The 18,750-nt window shown below is 48.9% G+C and carries 13 protein-coding genes and 1 riboswitch; of the genes, 1 reads left to right on the forward strand and 12 read right to left on the reverse strand.

The annotated features are described in order from the left end of the window. Positions 1-4: 4 nt before the first annotated feature. The 4 genes from E6W40_RS26030 to E6W40_RS26045 all read right to left on the reverse strand — a co-directional run bounded on the left by E6W40_RS26030 (position 5) and on the right by E6W40_RS26045 (position 4,837). Entirely contained in the window at positions 5-820 is an 816-nt protein-coding gene (locus E6W40_RS26030; RefSeq protein WP_136608528.1) for a zinc ribbon domain-containing protein, read from the reverse strand. 244 nt (positions 821-1,064) lie between these two features. Then, entirely contained in the window at positions 1,065-2,603 is a 1,539-nt protein-coding gene (gene gntK, locus E6W40_RS26035) for a gluconokinase (RefSeq protein WP_136608529.1), read from the reverse strand. A gap of 58 nt (positions 2,604-2,661) precedes the next feature. Next, entirely contained in the window at positions 2,662-4,023 is a 1,362-nt protein-coding gene (locus E6W40_RS26040) for a GntP family permease (RefSeq protein ID WP_136608530.1), read from the reverse strand. Between the two features lie 136 nt (positions 4,024-4,159). Next, positions 4,160-4,837, reverse strand: coding sequence for a GntR family transcriptional regulator (locus tag E6W40_RS26045; protein WP_136608906.1), 678 nt, complete (start codon positions 4,835-4,837; stop codon positions 4,160-4,162). 600 nt (positions 4,838-5,437) lie between these two features. On the opposite strand from E6W40_RS26045, the gene E6W40_RS26050 reads away from it, so the two are divergent. Further along, positions 5,438-6,316 carry a hypothetical protein gene (locus E6W40_RS26050; protein WP_136608531.1) on the forward strand — a complete coding sequence of 293 codons (879 nt, stop codon included), beginning with the start codon at positions 5,438-5,440 and terminating at the stop codon, positions 6,314-6,316. Positions 6,317-6,415: 99 nt separating this feature from the next. Here E6W40_RS26050 and E6W40_RS26055 read toward each other — a convergent pair whose 3' ends face one another. The 8 genes from E6W40_RS26055 to E6W40_RS29645 all read right to left on the reverse strand — a co-directional run bounded on the left by E6W40_RS26055 (position 6,416) and on the right by E6W40_RS29645 (position 18,453). Beyond that, on the reverse strand, positions 6,416-7,219 hold the full coding sequence (locus E6W40_RS26055) for an ABC transporter ATP-binding protein (protein ID WP_136608532.1): 804 nt from the start codon (positions 7,217-7,219) through the stop codon (positions 6,416-6,418). Next, positions 7,206-8,216, reverse strand: a complete 1,011-nt coding sequence (locus E6W40_RS26060; protein WP_136608533.1) for an ABC transporter ATP-binding protein — start codon at positions 8,214-8,216, stop codon at positions 7,206-7,208. Before E6W40_RS26060 ends, E6W40_RS26055 begins: the two co-directional genes overlap by 14 nt. A gap of 4 nt (positions 8,217-8,220) precedes the next feature. Then, a complete protein-coding gene (locus E6W40_RS26065) occupies positions 8,221-9,057 on the reverse strand; it encodes an ABC transporter permease (RefSeq protein ID WP_136608534.1) in 837 nt (278 codons plus the stop codon). 1 nt (position 9,058) lies between these two features. Beyond that, positions 9,059-10,069, reverse strand: coding sequence for an ABC transporter permease (locus E6W40_RS26070; RefSeq protein WP_136608535.1), 1,011 nt, complete (start codon positions 10,067-10,069; stop codon positions 9,059-9,061). A gap of 113 nt (positions 10,070-10,182) precedes the next feature. Next, positions 10,183-12,024 (reverse strand): ABC transporter substrate-binding protein, encoded by a 1,842-nt coding sequence (locus tag E6W40_RS26075; protein WP_136608536.1) that lies wholly within the window; start codon positions 12,022-12,024, stop codon positions 10,183-10,185. Positions 12,025-12,263: 239 nt separating this feature from the next. Further along, a complete protein-coding gene (locus tag E6W40_RS26080) occupies positions 12,264-13,220 on the reverse strand; it encodes a DMT family transporter (protein ID WP_136608907.1) in 957 nt (318 codons plus the stop codon). A gap of 129 nt (positions 13,221-13,349) precedes the next feature. After that, positions 13,350-13,514, reverse strand: a riboswitch (FMN riboswitch). Between the two features lie 167 nt (positions 13,515-13,681). Beyond that, on the reverse strand, positions 13,682-14,704 hold the full coding sequence (locus E6W40_RS26085; protein ID WP_136608537.1) for an S-layer homology domain-containing protein: 1,023 nt from the start codon (positions 14,702-14,704) through the stop codon (positions 13,682-13,684). Positions 14,705-14,793: 89 nt separating this feature from the next. Continuing rightward, complete coding sequence (locus E6W40_RS29645) at positions 14,794-18,453, reverse strand: DUF6359 domain-containing protein (protein ID WP_425464968.1); 3,660 nt, start codon at positions 18,451-18,453, stop codon at positions 14,794-14,796. Positions 18,454-18,750: the final 297 nt, after the last annotated feature.

Here is an 18,750-nt window from a genome sequence, read left to right on the forward strand (position 1 = left end):
CTGCTTAGAAGAACGGCGACAGGCTGCTGTTCATCAGATAGTCAATCGAACTGAGCAGCATTTTCCCCATAATGTACAGCGTGAGGAATGTTAGTACATAGGTCAAGATCGTACCGTATACCGTATCAAGACCGGTGCGATTCTCCCTGGTATAGCTGCTGATTACTAGTGCCGGCACTGTGAAAAGCGATCCGATAAAGCCGATCAGCAGGAAATAAACAAAAATTTTGGCATCGAGCAGTGTCAGTACGAAGGAAAGCAAAAAGCTGCATGTGAACGGCACCAGCAATGCTCCGAATCTTCCGGCTACATCCTGATAGCTGACGTTCACCTTGGAAAATTTCACGGCTAGGAAGGTATATGTTACAAGAAGCATCATAAATACCACATATCCGACAAATGGCTTTAGAACGATTGTCAGAAAGGCGCCTCTTCCGATGTATTCGGCATATTCATGAAATCCCAGGTAAATCATCAGCGGAATGATCAGCGAGAAGATCACAATCGTAATTAATCCGTTAACAAACTGTTCACGGCCCGTATTTTGCGCATAGGCAAACGGCTTCTTCATCACATCGGCGAAATAGCTGAAATACAGCTTCGATACATGCTTCGCATTCTGCAGATAAGCTTGTCTGGGTGACGGCTGCCCGGCAGGTCCGTGAGCATGGCCTCCATACATGGGATATACCGGTCCTTCTGATGCCGGGGCAGACTCTGTCCGGGCGGATGCTTCGCTGTCTGGCAGTCTCGTCCCGCATTCCTCGCAAAAATTCCCGTAGTCATTGGCATGATGGCATTTCGGGCAAATCTTTTTCATTACATACTCTCCTGTCCGAATTAATTTCTACATCTTATGTACTACATAAAGCTTGTTTTAGCCCCGTTACAGAACCTTTGGTTCTACATCTTAAGGCCTATATTTTGTGTGATTAATTATCTTTCAAGTTTTTTGATTTGGCAACCATTTTTTTCTAATCCTCCATGAATTTGTGGGGTATGCTAAAAAGCCTGCATGACGATTTCATTCGTCATGCAGGCTTGATGTGAGCAATGTTATGTTTTTAGAAAATCTGTCGCTGAAAATCAGCAATCGCTTTATATTCCTCTTCCAGCTTGCGCGAAATTTGAATAAAGATCGGCAGCAGCTGATGGTAAATACGTGCATTTTCTTTTACTGGCTTATGCTGGTGAGTCGATCCAACCATGCCTGACACGATATGCAGTGAATCTGTCTTGCCAAGGGCGTATAGCCCAAGGACCACCGCTCCCAGACAAGAGCTTTCATAGCTTTCCGGCACGATCACTTCCTGATCGAAAATATCGGCCATCATCTGACGCCACAGCGGAGAACGCGAAAAACCGCCTGTTGCATGAATCTTGGTAGGACGGCCTATGATTTCTTCCATCGCCAGAAGAACCGTATACATATTAAAAATGACGCCTTCCAGAACAGAGCGGATCATATGCTCCTTGCGGTGATGCATCGTGAGGCCGAAGAAGGAACCGCGAGCATCCGGATTCCACAACGGTGCCCGTTCCCCTGTCAGATAGGGATGAAAGAGAAGTCCATCGGAGCCCGGGCTCACCTGCTCTGCGATCCGGGTTAACAGGTCATAGGAGTCCAGACCAAGACGCTTCGCCGTCTCCACTTCAGATGCAGCAAACTCATCTCGTACCCACTGGAATAACATGCCTCCGTTATTAACAGGTCCGCCGATCACCCACATTTTGTCCGTCAAGGCATAACAGAAGATGCGTCCTTTGGGATCCGTCACGGGACGGTCTACTACGGTGCGAATTGCACCGCTGGTTCCGATCGTTGCAGCGACGACACCCGGTTCAATGGCATTCACGCCCAGATTGGATAGCACCCCGTCACTGGCTCCGATGACAAAAGGAGTAGAGGCCAGAAGCCCCATCTCTTCAGCAAATACAGGGTTCAGCCCTGTTACCGAATGCGTGGTAGGAACCGGTTCAGATAGCTTATCCGCCCCGATGCCGGCAACCTTCAGCGCTTCCTCATCCCATTTTAGCTGCTCCAGATTAAACATACCGGTTGAGGATGCAATCGAATAATCAATGATGTACTGATTAAACAGCTTCGCGAAAACGTACTCCTTGATCGAAATGAACTTGCCCGCCTTGCCGAAGATTTCCGGTTTATCATGACGCAGCCACATCAGTTTTGTCAAAGGTGACATCGGATGAATCGGCGTTCCTGTTCGCAGATAGATCTCATGCCCGTTCAAATCCTTCTTCAACGTTTCCGACCACTCCGCGCTGCGGTTGTCTGCCCAGGTAATGCAGTTCATCAGCGGCTTACCATCCGGATCGACCGGAATGACACTGTGCATCGCCGAACTAAAGGAAACGAACATGATCTGTTCAGGGCTTGTCCCGCTTTTCTCCATGGCCTGCTTTACCGAATGTATGACTGCGGTAAAGATCTGATCCGGATCCTGTTCGGCAATCGACGAAGTGGGGGTATGAAGGGGATAACCTTCACTGCCCTTGGCCACGACCCTTCCATTCTCTTCGAATAAAACGGCTTTTGTACTTGTCGTTCCGATATCGATGCCGATCATCATTTTACTGCTCATGTTTCAACCTTCTTTCTTCATTACTAAAACTTTAGGATTTCATAGTATCCCTATCCGGCTATACAAACAGGCTGATTGCCATTATGATTGCAAGCCCCACAACCGACAGCAACGTCTCCATGACAGTCCATGACTTCAGCGTCTGCGGAACGGACATATTGAAAAACTCCTTCACCATCCAGAAACCGGCGTCATTGACATGCGACAGAACAATGGAACCTGCGCCTGTTGCCAGAACGACCAATTCAACATTTGCACCGGGATTCAGCGCGAGTACCGGAGCTACAATGCCTGCAGCCGTTGTCATAGCGACTGTAGCAGAGCCGGTTGCGACGCGGATGAGCGCAGCCACAAACCATGCGAATAAAATAATATTTACATGCGCGGAGGTTGCAATCTGTGCGATGGCATCACCAACGCCGCTATTAATGAGCACCTGCTTGAATGCTCCGCCGCCACCGATGATCAAAATGATCGTTGCTGTCGGAGCAAGACATTCACTCGTAAACTTGGAGACTTGATCCTTCGTAAACCCGCGTGCAAAACCAAGCGAGAAAAAGGAGAAAACGACGGCAATTAGTAGTGCAATAACCTCATGTCCGATAAATTCGGAGAAAACCGTGACCCCGCGAACACCCTCGGGATCAATGATCTTGGCGATCGAACCGATCAGCATCAGGATAACCGGAAGCAAAATCGTAAACAACGTAATCCCGAAGCCCGGCAGCTTGCGTGTACTGCTTGCCGAGAACTGGTCAGCAAGCTGTGCAGGCGGTTCGACCTGAATCCGCTTGCCGATCCATTTGCCGAACAAAGGTCCTGCCACGATGGCAGCAGGCAGTCCCACAACCAGGGAATATAGGATTGTTTTACCCAAATCTGCCTTATAAGCATCAATCGCGATCATGGGCGCTGGATGCGGTGGAACCAAGCCGTGCACGGTAGACAAGCCAGCCAAAATCGGAATACCGATCTGGAGCAGCGACATTTTTGTTTTGCGCGCCACCGTAAAAATAATAGGAATCAACAAAATAACGCCCACTTCAAAGAATACGGGAATGCCGACGATAAAACCGACGATCATCATAGCCCAGTGAACACGTTTTTCGCCGAAACGGTCCACGAGGGTCGTAGCGATTTGCTCCGCGCCACCGGATTCGGCCATCATCTTGCCGAGCATCGTACCGAGAGCGATAACAATGGCAATGGTACCAAGCGTTCCACCCAGGCCTTTGGTCACCGAGTCAACGATATCAAGCGGTTTCATGCCTGTCAAAAAACCGAGAATCAAAGCTGACAACAGCAGTGTAACAAACGGATTCCATTTGAATTTAGCGATAAATACAATCAGAAATACAATTGCTATCAGAGTCCAAATGAGAAGCGTCCAATTGTGGCTCATGCCGAAAATACTGGACATCTAGATGCCCTCCCTTATTCTTTGTCTGGTTTAATTATGAATATCATACCCATTTATCCAACATTTGATTTTATTGCGGTATACTTGTCGACAACTTTAAGCTGCATGTTCTCTTGAACATGCGCTGCAAACAGCATTATTGACCGGAGATACTGCTATGAAGCGTTTTCCTAGAGTCAGCAAAATAATCCTGAACGACCTGCTTCACCACATCTCTATTCCGGGATTCCAGTCCCTTCATAATCGTACGGTGTTTATCAATAACCGTATGCAGCTTCTTTTCGCCTTTGGAAAAAACTTCTTCCGTCGTAATCAGCATCACCGTCATGACGATCGGGCGTATGCTTTTCCACAAATGCAAAATACGGTTATGATCAACTGCCATGATGATCGCTTCATGAAAAGACAAATCCTGATATGAAAACTCTACAGCATCATTATGCCTCATCGCCAGTTCCATTTTGTCTACAATCCGCTGAAGATTCCCGAGCAGCCCTTCGACATCCGTTTGGGTCAGCCGCTGCTGAACAAAGCTTTCAATCAAAAATCGGACATCATACAGCTCTTCCACATCCGTAATACTCAGACCGATCACAACAGCCCCCATCCGTTCGAGACGGATCAGCCCTTCGCAGGAGAGCGTTTTTAAAGCTTCCCGGACCGGGGATCTGCTCGTTCCGAACTCTGAAGCCACCCAGTTCTCCGATATGACCTCGCCGTTCTTAATCGTTCCATTTATGATTTGAAGCCTGAGTTCACAGGCAATCGTTTCTCCCAGAGAAGCATTTTGCAACCAGGCTGAAGGATACTGCAACATGATACAACTCTCCTATTTGAAGATTTTGCAAAAACTCCAAATAGCAGCTTGTCATCGGCAAAAGATAGATCGATACGAATTCTTTCGTCTATGTAAAGCAGCCGGAGCAGCTAAAAATCGAATTTTGCAAATCCTGTTTTATATATACTTATAGGATTTTATCATATCGATGCAATGACATACCAACATCCCGGAAAAATATGAACCGCTTAAGTCCTCCAATCATTCATGGCTGCATGCACGTATACTTGTCGACAACTTTCGGACTTCATTATTTTAAATCAGAACCTGCCATCTGTAAATATACGCTTTGTAAGCGCTGCACAGCAATAATTACCAGCCTCCCAACCGTTTCCCTATAACCTTTTTTTCTTTCATACCGCCATTCGGGGGACAACAGATTTCCGCCAAAGGCTCATGCATAATGGAATATACTGTATTAAAGTAATCTGGAGACACTCAATAAATTTTTTTCAAAATAGAAAAACACCCGCAAGATACAGTCAATTTCATGGAATTAATGAAACAAATTGGAATTATAAACGTCTGAATAACAAGATGCTGCAGTAAAAATTCCCTTCAAAGGAGATCCGTGGAATGAAAAAACATATTTCCGCCATGCTATTGAGCCTATTATTGAGTGTGGCCGTATTTGCCTCCTTCGCCGGAGCCTCTGCTGCGCCCGCAATCGCGAAAAGTAAAGCTACCCCGATCAAGGCCCCTGTCGGTGAACTGCGCGCCGATCAGCTGATGTTTGGATATACGGATAATACGGGAAAACAAATCCTCGGACTCATCGGAGATCCCGGCAAAAGCCATCCGGGTCCCAAAACGCTCACCTCTGTGCTGTATGCTCCCGGAAAGCAGTTTAACGTGAGTTACTTGAAGCATCAAAACATGTCCAGTAAAAGTGACGGCAGACAAAACGCCAACAATTTTAAAAACGATGAGGGCGAGCTGTTTAAGCTGACCTACGCCTCAAACAAGCTCAATAGCAATGAAAGTGTTCTTCTCGCTGCAAAAAACGCATTCCAGGGTCATACCTTTCTGGCTCTTAAGTCGGTTCAAAAAGGCAAGTTCAGCCAAAAAACAATCCAGGCTATCGAAAAAACGAAAAACCGCAAGGTTGCCAGTCAAGGCCTGATCGCTACGACAACCTCCGGTATCCAGATCGGTCTCGTGAAATTTGTGAAAGGAAGCGGCAAACCGCTTGCCAGCCTCGTGCTTGTCGATAAAGGTGGAATGGTATTCGAAGACTTCGTTGGCAACAATGATTCGCAGTCGACATGGCGTGTGGATGACGGCGGCCAAATTAGCGCAGATTATTTCAATCTGCTGTTCGTATCATACAGTAAGGCCGGTTATGCACTCGGTGTGGAATGGTACGGTGCAGAAGGCAGTAACCTGACCGTTATCCAGCAAAAGGGCGCCAAGTTCCGGGTTGTACAGGAAAACGGCCGCTATATGGCGCCTTAATCTGCAGCATCGGATTCTGCAAAAATGATAAAAAGGATAGGGTCCGGATTCCTTCCGGCTCTATCCTTTTTTACATGTTCCGTGCTGCGGCTCAGCATCCTATGAGCCCAGGTCCCAGGCCGAGTGGATTTTGGGCACGTCGCTGATCAGCTGCCGCGTATAGCTGTGCTGCGGGTTTAGAATGATCTCCTCCGCGGGACCGCTCTCTACGATTTTCCCTTTTTCCATAATATAGATCGTATCACTCACATAATAGGCCAGACCCACATCATGAGTGATAAAAATAATTGTCATCTCATTCTCATCCCTCAGCTTCAGCAGCATATCTAGAATCGTAGACCTGGAACAGGCATCGACCATAGAGGTCGGTTCGTCAGCAATGAGCACCTTGGGATGCAGCATAAAGATACGGGCAATCATCAGCCGCTGCATCTGTCCGCCGGACAGCTCGAACGGATACTTATTATGCAGTTCCTCGAATTTGAGATTGACGAAGGAGCATGCCTCCTTCATTTTCAGGTACTGCTCCTCTTTGCTGAGCTTCAGTCCCTGCAGCTTGATGCAGTCCATCAGCAGCTTCTCCACTCTGTAAAAGAGATTAAAGGACGAGAACGGGTCCTGAAAAATCGCCTGGATATCCTTCCAGTACCGTTTTCGGTCGGAATGGGATTTCAAGCGTCGAGGCTTTCCCTTATACTCAATGCTGCCACCTGATTCCTTGAGGAGTCCCATCATCATTTTGGCCAAGGTGGTTTTGCCGCTTCCGCTCTCCCCAACAAGGGAAATGATCTCCCCCTTATGAAAGTCAAAGTCCACCGCATCAACGGCCGTTGTCTTCTGAGTTCCGTAACCAAACACCTTGGTCAGGTCTTTACCCCGGATCAAAAGCTCACGATTGCTCATGCGCATACCACTCCTTCAGAATTTCCGTTTCAAAATGGCAGCGGTATTCGTTGCTTCCGTTCTTATGAATCGGTACTTTTCCGACACGGCATTCATCTTGTGCATACGTGCAACGCTCCGCAAAGCGGCAGCCTGGGGGGACCTGCTTCAAGTTCGGAGGTGCACCGGGAATCGCCGCCAGCTTCTGCCCCTTCATGCCTTCCTCCGGTACGAGAATGGAGCCCATTAATTTTTTCGTATAAGGATGGACCGGATCAAAAATCATCTGCTCCGCCGTCCCTCTCTCGACGATTTCACCCGCATACATGACCATAATGTCATCCGTGACATGATATAAAAGCGGCAGCTCATGCGTGATAAAGACCAGCGAACGGATATACTTTTTATCCAGCAAATCCTTCATCAGCTTGATGACCGCCTTTTGCGAAGTAACATCAAGAGCAGAGGTCGGCTCATCCGCAATCAATACCTTGGGATTCAAAATGGTCGAAATCGCGATGACGGTCCGCTGCTTCATCCCGCCGGATAGCTCATTCGGATACGACTTCAACACCTTTTCGGGTAAATTGAGTGTCTTGAAGCGCTCGGCAGCCAGCTCCCACACCTGCTTTTTGGATAATTCAGGCCGATGCTCCTTCAAAATATCTTCGATAAAGTGGATAATCCGCAGCGTCGGATTCAGCGCATTCATGGCTGCCTGTGGAATATAAGCAATTTCGCGGCCTGACACCTGCGATCGGAGCTGCTCTTTACTGAGCTTCATAATGTCGTTTCCGTGGATGCGGATGGACCCGCTGCCATAATGCAGTGGCGGGAAATAAAAGCCCATCAGGCTGAGAGCCAACGTAGATTTTCCGCATCCCGACTCGCCTGCGATTCCCAGCGTTTTCCCTTCCTCCAGTTCAAAATCGACACCATCCACAGCGAATACCTTTTCCTTGAGCCTGGTTTTGTAGTAGGTTTTGAGGCCGCTGACTTCCAGAATATGAGTGCTCATACGTCTAACTCCTTATCTTCGGATTGAATATTTCATCCATGCCCGTATTCATCATATACAAGGAAAACGTGATCAGCGCGATCGACAGCGCCGCAGGAATAAATGCCCACCATGCCCCTGCCACCGGCGCTTCAAACACCAGTGCCCAGTTCATTATGATGCCGAGCGAAATGGTATTGTATGGCCCAAGGCCCAGCATGGAAATCGACGCCTCCGACAGGATACCTGATGCCGTCTGTAGAACAAAGGCCATAACGACGTATGATGCAATATAAGGAAGGATTTCAAACACGATAATTTTGGGTGTGCTGTGGCCGGAAATTTTGGCGATATGAACATGATCGCGCCCCCGGAGTGACGTGGTTTGTGCCCTCACGGCCCTCGCGGTCCACGGCCAGCTGGTAATTCCGATAATGATCGCCGTCACCAGTGAACTGCGTGAATTGATGCTGACCGATATCAGAATCAGAATGACAAAAGATGGAATGACAATAAAAATGTTGGTGATGGCTGTCAGAATATTATCGACCATGCCGCCGATGTATCCCGAAGCAAGACCAATGATGAGACCGATGACTGTTGCGAACACCCCTGCGATCAATCCTACCCGGATGGAGGTCTGAATGCCGTACATCAGCTCCAGAAACAAATCGCGTCCGAAGTTATCTGAGCCAAGCCATAGATTCGCATCCGGCGGCTGGAAAGCAAGAGCCATCATCTCCAGCGGATCCTTCCGGTTGATTTGGGGATAGATCAGCACGAGAGCCAGCATGAGCAGGAACAGAATTGCACCGATCATGAATTTGGGCGATTTGAGGAGAATAACGAAGGAATTTTTCATCTTACTCTTCCTCCATTTGCGCAGCTTTAATTCTTGGATCAATCAGGCCATAGATCATATCGATAGTGAAATTGGCCAGAAGTACCGTCACGGCAATCAAAAGCGTACAGCCGGAGATTAACGGATAATCCAGCTGGCGGATCGCCGTAAACATCCAGGTGCCAAGTCCCGGATAGCTGAAGACAATTTCACAAATGAGCGACCCGCCCACCATGGTGCCGATGGAGAGAGCAAGTCCCGTGATTTGCGGAAGCATGGCATTGCGGAACACATATCTTGCGATCTTCGAATCCCGAATGCCGAGCAGCTTCGCGTACAATACATAATCAGCATTCAGCTCATAGATGGACATTTCACGCATCCCGATGGCCTGCCCGCCGATCGTCACCAGCACGATCGATAGAAACGGCAGCGTATGATGCCGGATGACCGAGCCAATAAAGTCGAAGCTGAGGCTTGGAATCTTCTGAAAATCATAACCTCCAGACAGCGGAAACCAGCCCAGTGAGAGCGCAAACAGATACAGCATAATAATCGCGAGCGTAAAAAAGGGAATCGAGTTGATAAACAGTGCCACAGGAAAGATAGCTTTATCAAACACACCCTTTTTGTAAGCGGCAACCGCTCCGAGAACATTCCCCAGAATCCAGCCAACCAGAATGGCAGGCAGCTGCAGACCAATTGTCCAGGGTATGGCGGAAGCCAATATGTCCGTTACTTTTTTCGGATAGAGGCCAAATGAAGTTCCAAGGTCACCTGTAAACAGGTTCTTAATATAGATCACAAACTGTTCCCACAGCGGCTTGTCGATGCCGAACTCCTTCATAAAGGTCTCATATACGCGCTTAATCGTGTCGCTGTCCGTCATGCCTTGGGACATTTGCGACACAATAATACTTACTGGATTCCCTTCAATCATACGGGGCAGGAAAAAGTTAAGCGCGATGGCGATCACCAGCGTCAACAGATACCAAAACAGCTTTTTGATAAAATATCTCGAATAGGCGTTCAAGAAGCTCCCCCCTTCGGACGGTCCGGCAGAATATGGATAATCATGCAGCCAGTGAAAGAGAGCCTGCATAAGGGGCGGCAGGTGTATGCTTCCCAAATGCAGGCTAACAGCAATTAGTTATGGATTTGGTACAATGCCCGAACGCCCGCACCATCCATGGCAATTTGCGGAGGAATATTACTGCCGTCCCCATCAACAGGGAAGCCTTTCCATACAGACTCATTCACGGTATGGAATACCCATGGGCGATACATCAACGGTACAGAAGGAATATCTGTCAACCAGATTTTCGTCAGATCGGTATAGAGGGATTTCAGCTCCGTCTCATCCGTGACGGTCGGGATTTTATCAATAATTTGATCGGCCTTTTCATTTTTATAACGTCCCCAGTTCCAGAAAGCCATCTCGCCCATAGGAGCTACACCTTTGGAGTACATGATGGTCATGGCACGGTTCCATGGCTGGCTTGGGTTAACGCTGCCTGCAGGCGTGTTCATGATAATATCGAATTTTCCGGTTTGCAGATCATTGGTCCATACCGGTGCTTCAGGGAATTTGGTACGGATCTCGATGCCGATTGCTTTGGCACTTTGAGCGACGATTTCCAGTGCCGCGTTCCAGTCGGACCATCCGTAAGGACATTCCACTTCAAATGGCCCGAGCCGGGTGCCGTTCAGCACACGAATACCATCCTTGCCCTTCTTCGCTCCAATTTTGTCGAGCAGCTCGTTTGCTGCTTTCACATCGGTGGTCCATTGAAGCGATTTGATGGCACCCTTATCCACATATTTCGATTCCGCATCGGTATTCAGCGTCAGTGAAGGCTCCATGGCTGCCGAATAGCCGCTCATCGCGAGATCTGAAATTTTCTTGTAATCGATGCTCATCGCAATCGCGCGGCGGACATCGGCATTATCGAGTCCTTTCTGGGACAGATTAAAGAAGATGGATGGCATGGAGCCCGGTACATAGTACGGAGCATCCTTCAGGTAAGTCTTGATCGGCTCCCCATTCTTCCACATATTCCACACCTGCGGAATGAACTGCTGCGACACATCTACCTGACCGCTCTTGAATGCCAGGTCTCCGGCAGCGTTATCCTTATAAATCACATGCGTAATATATTTAGGAGCCGGCAGTTTGCCAAACAGCGATTTTCCCCAATAATTGTCGTCTCTGGCAATTGTGATCTTCTGATCGTTGTAGAAGTACATTTTATACGGACCTGTGCCGACCGGATCCGCATTCACTTCCTTGCGGATGGCAGTTAGATCATTATTCGATTTCTTTTCGATTTCCTCCCAGATATGCTTCGGCAGCATGGGAATAAGTTCAATGCTGTCCAGAACGGTCAGTTTATTCGGGTTATCCTTGTTCAGCTTAATATTGACAGCATTTGCACCATCAGCCGTGACATCGGAAATATAGGTCCAGTAGCTGCTCCAGTTGATGTCATATTTCTTGCCGAGCTGATAGGTGTACACAACATCATCCGCAGTAAACGGCTGACCGTCACTCCACTTGGCATCCTTGTTCAGCTCTACATGCAGCGTATCGTCCTTCCATTCATACTTGCTGCCTAGCAGCGGCTCAAGCGCGCCATCCAGCTCGTTGATCATAAAGAGGGTCTCATACACAAGTTCTCTGGAGTTGCCATAGTTAATCGGGAATGCCGGATTGCCGCTCAGCAGATTGAAGTTCGTTGGTGCTCCCCACTGCAGGCCATTAATGTATAGCGTTTCATTTCTCGGAGTTTCCTTAGCGTCTCCCTTGGCCGGTTCAGCCGCAGGCTCCTTGGCCGGTTCTTTCGTTGTCGTATCTGCCGGTGTCTTATTCTCATCCTGTGTCTTCGGTGTTTCCGTTGCCGATGGCGGCTGCACGCTTTCACAGCCTGCGATGAGAACCGCTGCCATAAACAATGCGACCAGCGGCTTGGAAGCAATTTTCAGCTTCATGTGAATTCCTCCATTCATCACATTCACAACCTCATATTGGAAGTTGTGCAGAATCTAAAACGTATTCTGCAAGCGCTTTCTTGTAAAAATGTATGTCGCCTCCTGTAAATCATGACTGAAATATTTTTAGCATTCTAGCAAGTCTCGTGATCTAGCATTTCCATGGTTTGAGCAAGCGCAGAAAAGGCCGCCCCAACAGTAAGGGCGACCTTTTTAAGCAAGAATAGATATAGACGGTTTTACGCTGCGCTTCTGCGCGAAATAGCGAACAATGCGGCCCAGATCAGCACAAACCCGCAAGCCTGGGCTATGGTCACGACTTCATTAAATACAATCCAGTTGATGAGCACGCCTACCATCGGGAAACTCAGTTCCGCGAGCGTAGCTACCGAAGCTTTGGTCGTAGTCAAACCTTTATAATAGACGAGCAGGCTAAACAGTCCCGGAAGCAGCGCCTGACCCAGCAGATTGATTGATACTGCAGCAAGAGGTCCCGCCCCCGTTGGAATCTGCCAAGGATCGCCTTGATTGAGGGTAATACCAATCAGCAGCGGCAAAGCCAGAATAAACCGGAGTGAGGTTACAGTCTCGTACTCCATTTTACCCACCATCAATCTCCCCATTACAGTAGAGCCGCCCCAGAGTGCCGCCGCACCAAGGGAGAGCAGGCTTCCCACTTTCACGAATTCATTCAAATGTCCGAATGGGAATGTAAATCCGAAGGTCAGCAGGTATGTGCCTCCCAAAGCCAAAACCAACAGCCATCCGAACTGATTCGGCAGCTTTTCCTTCAACAGCATGCGTGCCATCAAAATGGCGAATATCGGCTGCAGCTTTTGAAGCAGCAATACGGCATTCAAATTCCCGTGGGTCAACCCCAAGGTAAACAGTATCGTTGCAATGGCCGAGCCACCCCATGACAGGAACAGCAGAGCACCGATATGGCGCAGCTTGAGACCTCTCATTTCGGAACGATGTTTCCAGAGAACAGGGAAGACAAACAAAGCAATCACCACATGCTCCAGTAATACAATCTGCGTCGGAGTGATATGCTCCCGAAGCAGAATAATGCGAAAGAGCGGATCTGCTCCCCATAATGCCGCACCGAGAACTACCAGCCAAAAGCCGGTTCTCGGCCGATCCGCCTGCTTGCGCACGGCGGGATTCAACTTAATCTTGCTGCCTACGTTTTCCATTTTCTTGATCCCCTTGCCTGAATACGGAGTCAACATTGGAAAACCCCCGCTCATCGACATACATCGACAAAGGCGGGGGTTGATCAAATAAGCCTGTCGAAATTGTAAAATTTCGAACAAACCTATCTTTTTGATCTTCTCCCATCCGGACTTTACCGTCGGCCCTGGAATCTCACCAGGTCAGTCGCTGCTTCTAACCACAAAACAGCGAGTCGCGGGCTTGACGTCTGTCTGCTTCAATCGCAAAGGACGTTCACCGCCGGTCAGGAATTTCACCTTACCCCGAAGATCCATATTCATATTTTTAGTATTTGTTATGCAGATCATACCATGATTTCACATCATCGTATGTTAAAGCCATCACATTGGTTACTTACGATAGTATAGCACATATCATAGCTCCGGTGTCGGATTATTTCAATAAGGATTTTTTTCCATCTTATAGAAACATTCGATCGGACTTATTTTTGCTGCAGCAAAGCCAGAATAACTACAACCGCTTCCGCGCGAGTCGCGTGGGCACTAGGCGCAAACAGATTGCCGCTTCTTCCGTTCATAATGCCTTTCTGCGCCGCCTCCGCAGCATATGGCTTGGCCCAGGCAGGGATGAGGCTGCTGTCAGCAAAGCTCAGCTTGCTGGAGTCTTTTGCGACTTCAGCCGCATTCAGCGAACGGATGGCCATAGCTGCCATTTCAGCACGAGTAATAAGCTTGTTGGGCCCAAATGCACCATTTTCATAACCGTTCATGATGCTGCGGCCGACTGCATCTTCTACATAAACGAGTGCCCATGCTGGAATCTGCTTAGCATCCGTAAACTGCAGCGGCTGATGGGTGCCCCCGTCGGTTCCTATGGCCCGGATCAGCATCGCTGCAAACTCAGCCCGCGTTACTTCCTTGTTCGGAAGGAATATGCCATTCGAATATCCAGTAATCCAGCCCTGCTGCACCGCTTGAATGATAGCATCTTGTGCCCAATGACCGTTGATATCTTTCAGAGTGACTTCGGTGGATGTTGAGCCTTCCTCGACGGTAAATGCGGCTTTGACATTCGTTCCTGCTGTGTTCAGCTTCGAATCCACCAGCTTGACATCATGGATGGACAGCTGCGCAGCTCCGGTCTGCAGCCTCTTAAACTTGACGACAGCCAGTTGAAGCGTTCCGTTATCCCCAGCAATTTTGCCAACCTTGGTATGTGCAATCCGGATGTCGCTATTTTTGACGATCGGATCAATGGAAAAGCCGCTAGCTCCTGAAGTGGCGCTTTGATAGGCAAGCTTCTGTGCATTATAAGTCAGTATGAAATCGTAGGCGTATAAATCTTTAAGATGCTCACCGGTCACAACGATCGTAACTTCGCTTCCGCTGGAAGTAGACTTTAAAGAGATGGAAGGATCAGCATCAGCTGCCAAAGCAGGTGTTCCCGAAGCGAGCCATCCGAGTATCATCACTAAACCGAATATTTCGGCGAATTTTTTCAGCATTAGTACTCTTCCTTTCAGAATGCAAATCGCAGGAAACAGCCTTAAGCTGCGTCCTGCGATCCATTTTTTCAGAAAATGTTAATCCATGCTTATTTGGTGTACCAGTCTCCGATAATCATTTGAGCTACAGCAGCCAGTGCACGTATTGAAACTTCACCCTCATTGAAGAGATCGGCCTGTGCTACGCGGCTCCAGTTGCTATCGGTCGATTTGATGCCAAAATATTTAGCCATGATGGAGAGGTCCTGAACCGAGATTTTACCTGCGCCCGGCACCAGCGTAATCAGCTTGGACTGGAAGCTTGCCACTGCGCTGCTCAGCGCGGAAACCGCCGTATCCACCTGCGACTGGGTAGCGGAAGCATCGTTTTTAACCGATACGGCCGACTGAATCGCATTTTGCAGTGCTGACTTGGCTGCGGCCGGATATTGCCCGATCTTGTCACCCGCGACTGCCTTGTCATACAGGCTTTGGGCAGTGGTGATCGTGGACGTTAATGCTGTTTTGTCCGTTGGAACGGATGGAACCGGAATGACGGCGTTTCTAAATGTATTCACAGCTTGCGTCAAAGCCGCCAGTACCGAATTGATCTGTTCCTGGGATGAGGATGCATTGCCGTATACCACATTTGCCGCTTGAATGGCTGCCAGCAGGTCGGCCTTCGCTGCAGCAGGGTATTGTCCCGGCTCTGTTCCGGTAATCGATTGGTCGGCCAGCTTCTGCGCATCCTGAATGGCTGTGAGTAGTGCGCTTCGGTCAGCGGATATGACCTGAATATGAACGGCATCTGCTCCGCCGGCAATCTCCTGCGAGGAGCTTTCCGAAGACGCCTTGAATGAAACCAAGGACATATCCGCGGTTCCGGATGCATCCGTCTTGAGCTTGCCATGAAGCTTAAACAGCTCTCCGCTGTCCTTTACCGCATGTTCTTCTCCTGTCGTAGCCAGCAAGAGGCGAATCTGCCCTTCTTCCTGCTTGATGCCTGTAGCCAGTAGGTTCAGCCCCTCCCGGGACGTAGTCACCGCATCTTCAGCCAGGGAAAGGTTCCCTTCCTGATCCGTTTCCGTTTCAAAGGCAAATTTGGAAGGATCATATTGGATCGTAACATCCAAGGCTGTGGATGCATTGGTCAGTTTGCCTGTACCTACAGACAGTTCCACCGGTGATCCGGCATAGGCGGAAGCCGGGCCTGTCAGCGTCGCCGTATCGTCAGCTTCTCCGCCGTTCGCTGCCGTTACGGTAATACCGACATTCAACAGGTCGCTGCCGCCCTTGCCATCCTCAACCTTGAAGGAAGCCGTATAGCTGCCCTCCGCTTGCGGTGTCCATGAGAAACTGTGAAGTGCAGCATTGAAGCTTGCCCCTTCAGGCAGCGTAACTGCTGAATAGACAAGACTATCCTGATCCGCATCCGCGGCATGGATTGTAAAAGATAAAACCGATCCCGCTTGCACCGTTTGAGGATTAACTGCAGTGAAAACAGGAGAATGGTTCTCTGATCCTGTCGCAGCCACGCGGATATCACTCAGATTTAGCAGCTTAAGCTGATATGCTGTTTTAAAGATAGACGAAATACCGGTAATATCGACATTCGTTCCTTCCGGAAACGACTGCTTTAATGTGTCCGCGTTCACGCCTGTACGGCTGTCCACACGCACACGGCTTGTTGTGCTTCCGTTCACCAGATCGAATTCAAGCGATCCGGTCACAGTCGCAAAATTGCGAACCGTAACGTTCTTAAGGGTAATCAGCTTGCCCTGGTTGCTGTCATTGACAGCGTCTTGAACAACAGGTGTCGGTGCCGGAATGTCAGCCCCGTCATCCAGCTTGGAGACCTGTACTTCACTCATCAGTTCCACCTCAGAGTTGTAGACAGTTTTCTGGGCTGTGATTTTGATCTTGTCGCCGACATGGTATCCCGTAGCCTTGCCCGGGTATACATAGACGCCGGCAGTAGCGTCCTGCAGGTAAAATCCGTTTCCGCCAAATGCGCCCGGTTCGGATGTGATGACGCCTTGTACCGTTACATAGCTGCTATCTGCCGCCGTTCTGGCGCTGGCAATCGTGGTCAATTCGGGAATGGTTACGACCGGACCCGATTGCCCTGATCCATAGGATCCGGCTTTATACGTAGAAGGGTCGTACCATTTGTATCCGGCTGCCGGTGTTGTCCATGGCTCCGTACCCGGAATTTCAGCCGAAGTCGCCGGGTCCTCAAGCGTACCGAGCAGCGGCGTTGGCGAATCGAGCGTGATTCCTTTATTTTCAAAAGTCGTGTAATCCTCATGCTGAGCCAGCCATTCTACGGTTTGGACCAGGAAAACTCCATCCTGCCCCTCGTCCTTAAATCCATCGAATGTGGTTTTCTTACCGCCGTTATCTTCGCGTACATAAGCCGGGCTTGAATCTTCTACCGGCGAAGAATCTCCGATGAATGCCGCCTTGCCTTTTTCCAGTTTGGATATAGCCGCGTATGGTCCTTCTTCAACACCGCCGTTCTGGTATACGCCGCCTTTCGGAAAGTTTTTCTTATCGCTGGTTTCGACGGCATTACTCCAGCCAGGAACGTTTTTCGGCAGGTAGACTACACCCTTGACCCGCTTCGGATCAAGAATCACCATAGTCGAGCCGCTGTGCATTTCAACGTCATTAACACCTGCCGTGATACCGAAGGTTTGATCATATTTCACGGCATCCGTCTTCGTCACATCACCCACAGAGTTGTAACGGAAACGGACGCCGAAGTTTTGTCCCAGCCAATCCGTGCTGGTCACGCCCTGCATTGCACCGGAAGCTGCCTCTGCCGTCGACATGCCTTTGGCTGGATCACCGAAAGCCCCGCGGCGGTAGCCGTTCATAACCTCCGATGAATCCCAGCGGTTAAGATTCCGGTCGGAATTGTAATGGTCCGAGATAAAGAAGATACTCCCGCCTTCCTTAACGTATTGCAGCATCGCGTCCTGTTCGGAAGCTTTAAAAGGAATATTAGCTTCACCAATGATAAACACGTCATACTGCTTCAGCTTGCTGAGCGTAATGGTCGGATTATCATAGGATTGTGCATTCATAGGAAGCGTTCTTTGCAGCGCGTCAACCTGGAAATTCGCTTTTTTCAGACCATCCGCAAAATCGGAAAAGGCGCCATCAATGACCCAATCAGCAGCACCTGCTGTCTGGCCATGAGTCTCGTCAAAGAGTACCTTTTTGCCGCTGCCGTCTGGAAGCGTTGTTGGAACACCGATATTTTCGCTGCCAGGATCTGCCGGATTCGGAGTACCACCACCGCCGGTGCCTGGATCTCCTCCACCAGACTCGCCAGACACGGACATCGCCGTTGGCGTCTTGATGCCGGACATGCTGCTATATGTAGCCAACGTTCCCGTGACCTGAAGCTTTTTGCCCAGATTAGCAGGGTTCGCTTTCAGCCCAATAGAAGGGCGATAGGACGCGGACACTTGAACATCAATAAGCTTGTTTTTATCGGTTTCACTCGATGAATCCGCGATCAATACATTTAAGTCATCCTGAAAACCTGAGAAGATGAGCTTGGAATTGTATACCTCACCGACAATATAGCCTTCAACCGTAGCTGTCTCTCCGCTGTTGTTCTTGGCAAGAGCCTCTGCCACAGTAAGCGCAGAAGCCGCGGCTTGCGCCGGCATGTATCCAAATGCGCTGGATAAAATCAAAATGAGTGCGAATAAGGAACCAGCAAGCTTCCTGTTACGTATTTTCAAATGATTGGCCATATTCATTCCTTTCATTTCCTCCTTCATTCTTTTAAAAGTCACGATCCCCTTAAAGGTAGCATCCCTTTATTATTGCAATTAGCTGAATCTGTAAAATCTTATAATACTTTCATAAGACCGCCTCCAGCGATATAGTAGTAGGATTTTATAATAGAAAACGGGATCATATAAGCGTCTTTTTCCTTATATTTGTAAAAAAAATACAGAGGTCTCAGGTCATCCTGAGCCTCTGCTTTTCTTTATAAAATGGGATATGTTAACTATTGTATATATGATAAACGGTCCAACCTGTCAGTT

Origin of the sequence: Paenibacillus dokdonensis, from assembly GCF_004916975.1 — a bacterium.
Classification (GTDB): Bacteria; Bacillota; Bacilli; order Paenibacillales; family Paenibacillaceae; genus Paenibacillus_AQ; species Paenibacillus_AQ dokdonensis.

Excerpts from the sequence above, each read along its gene's own strand:
- E6W40_RS26040 (WP_136608530.1), bottom strand. The coding sequence starts at position 4,023 with ATGTCCAGTATTTTCGGCATGAGCCACAATTGGACGCTTCTCATTTGG.
- E6W40_RS26030 (WP_136608528.1), bottom strand. The coding sequence starts at position 820 with ATGAAAAAGATTTGCCCGAAATGCCATCATGCCAATGACTACGGGAAT.
- E6W40_RS26065 (WP_136608534.1), bottom strand. The coding sequence starts at position 9,057 with ATGAAAAATTCCTTCGTTATTCTCCTCAAATCGCCCAAATTCATGATC.
- E6W40_RS29645 (WP_425464968.1), bottom strand. The coding sequence starts at position 18,453 with ATGGCCAATCATTTGAAAATACGTAACAGGAAGCTTGCTGGTTCCTTA.
- E6W40_RS26080 (WP_136608907.1), bottom strand. The coding sequence starts at position 13,220 with ATGGAAAACGTAGGCAGCAAGATTAAGTTGAATCCCGCCGTGCGCAAG.
- E6W40_RS26075 (WP_136608536.1), bottom strand. The coding sequence starts at position 12,024 with ATGAAGCTGAAAATTGCTTCCAAGCCGCTGGTCGCATTGTTTATGGCA.
- E6W40_RS26060 (WP_136608533.1), bottom strand. The coding sequence starts at position 8,216 with ATGAGCACTCATATTCTGGAAGTCAGCGGCCTCAAAACCTACTACAAA.
- gntK (WP_136608529.1), bottom strand. The coding sequence starts at position 2,603 with ATGAGCAGTAAAATGATGATCGGCATCGATATCGGAACGACAAGTACA.
- E6W40_RS26085 (WP_136608537.1), bottom strand. The coding sequence starts at position 14,704 with ATGCTGAAAAAATTCGCCGAAATATTCGGTTTAGTGATGATACTCGGA.
- E6W40_RS26055 (WP_136608532.1), bottom strand. The coding sequence starts at position 7,219 with ATGAGCAATCGTGAGCTTTTGATCCGGGGTAAAGACCTGACCAAGGTG.
- E6W40_RS26050 (WP_136608531.1), top strand. The coding sequence starts at position 5,438 with ATGAAAAAACATATTTCCGCCATGCTATTGAGCCTATTATTGAGTGTG.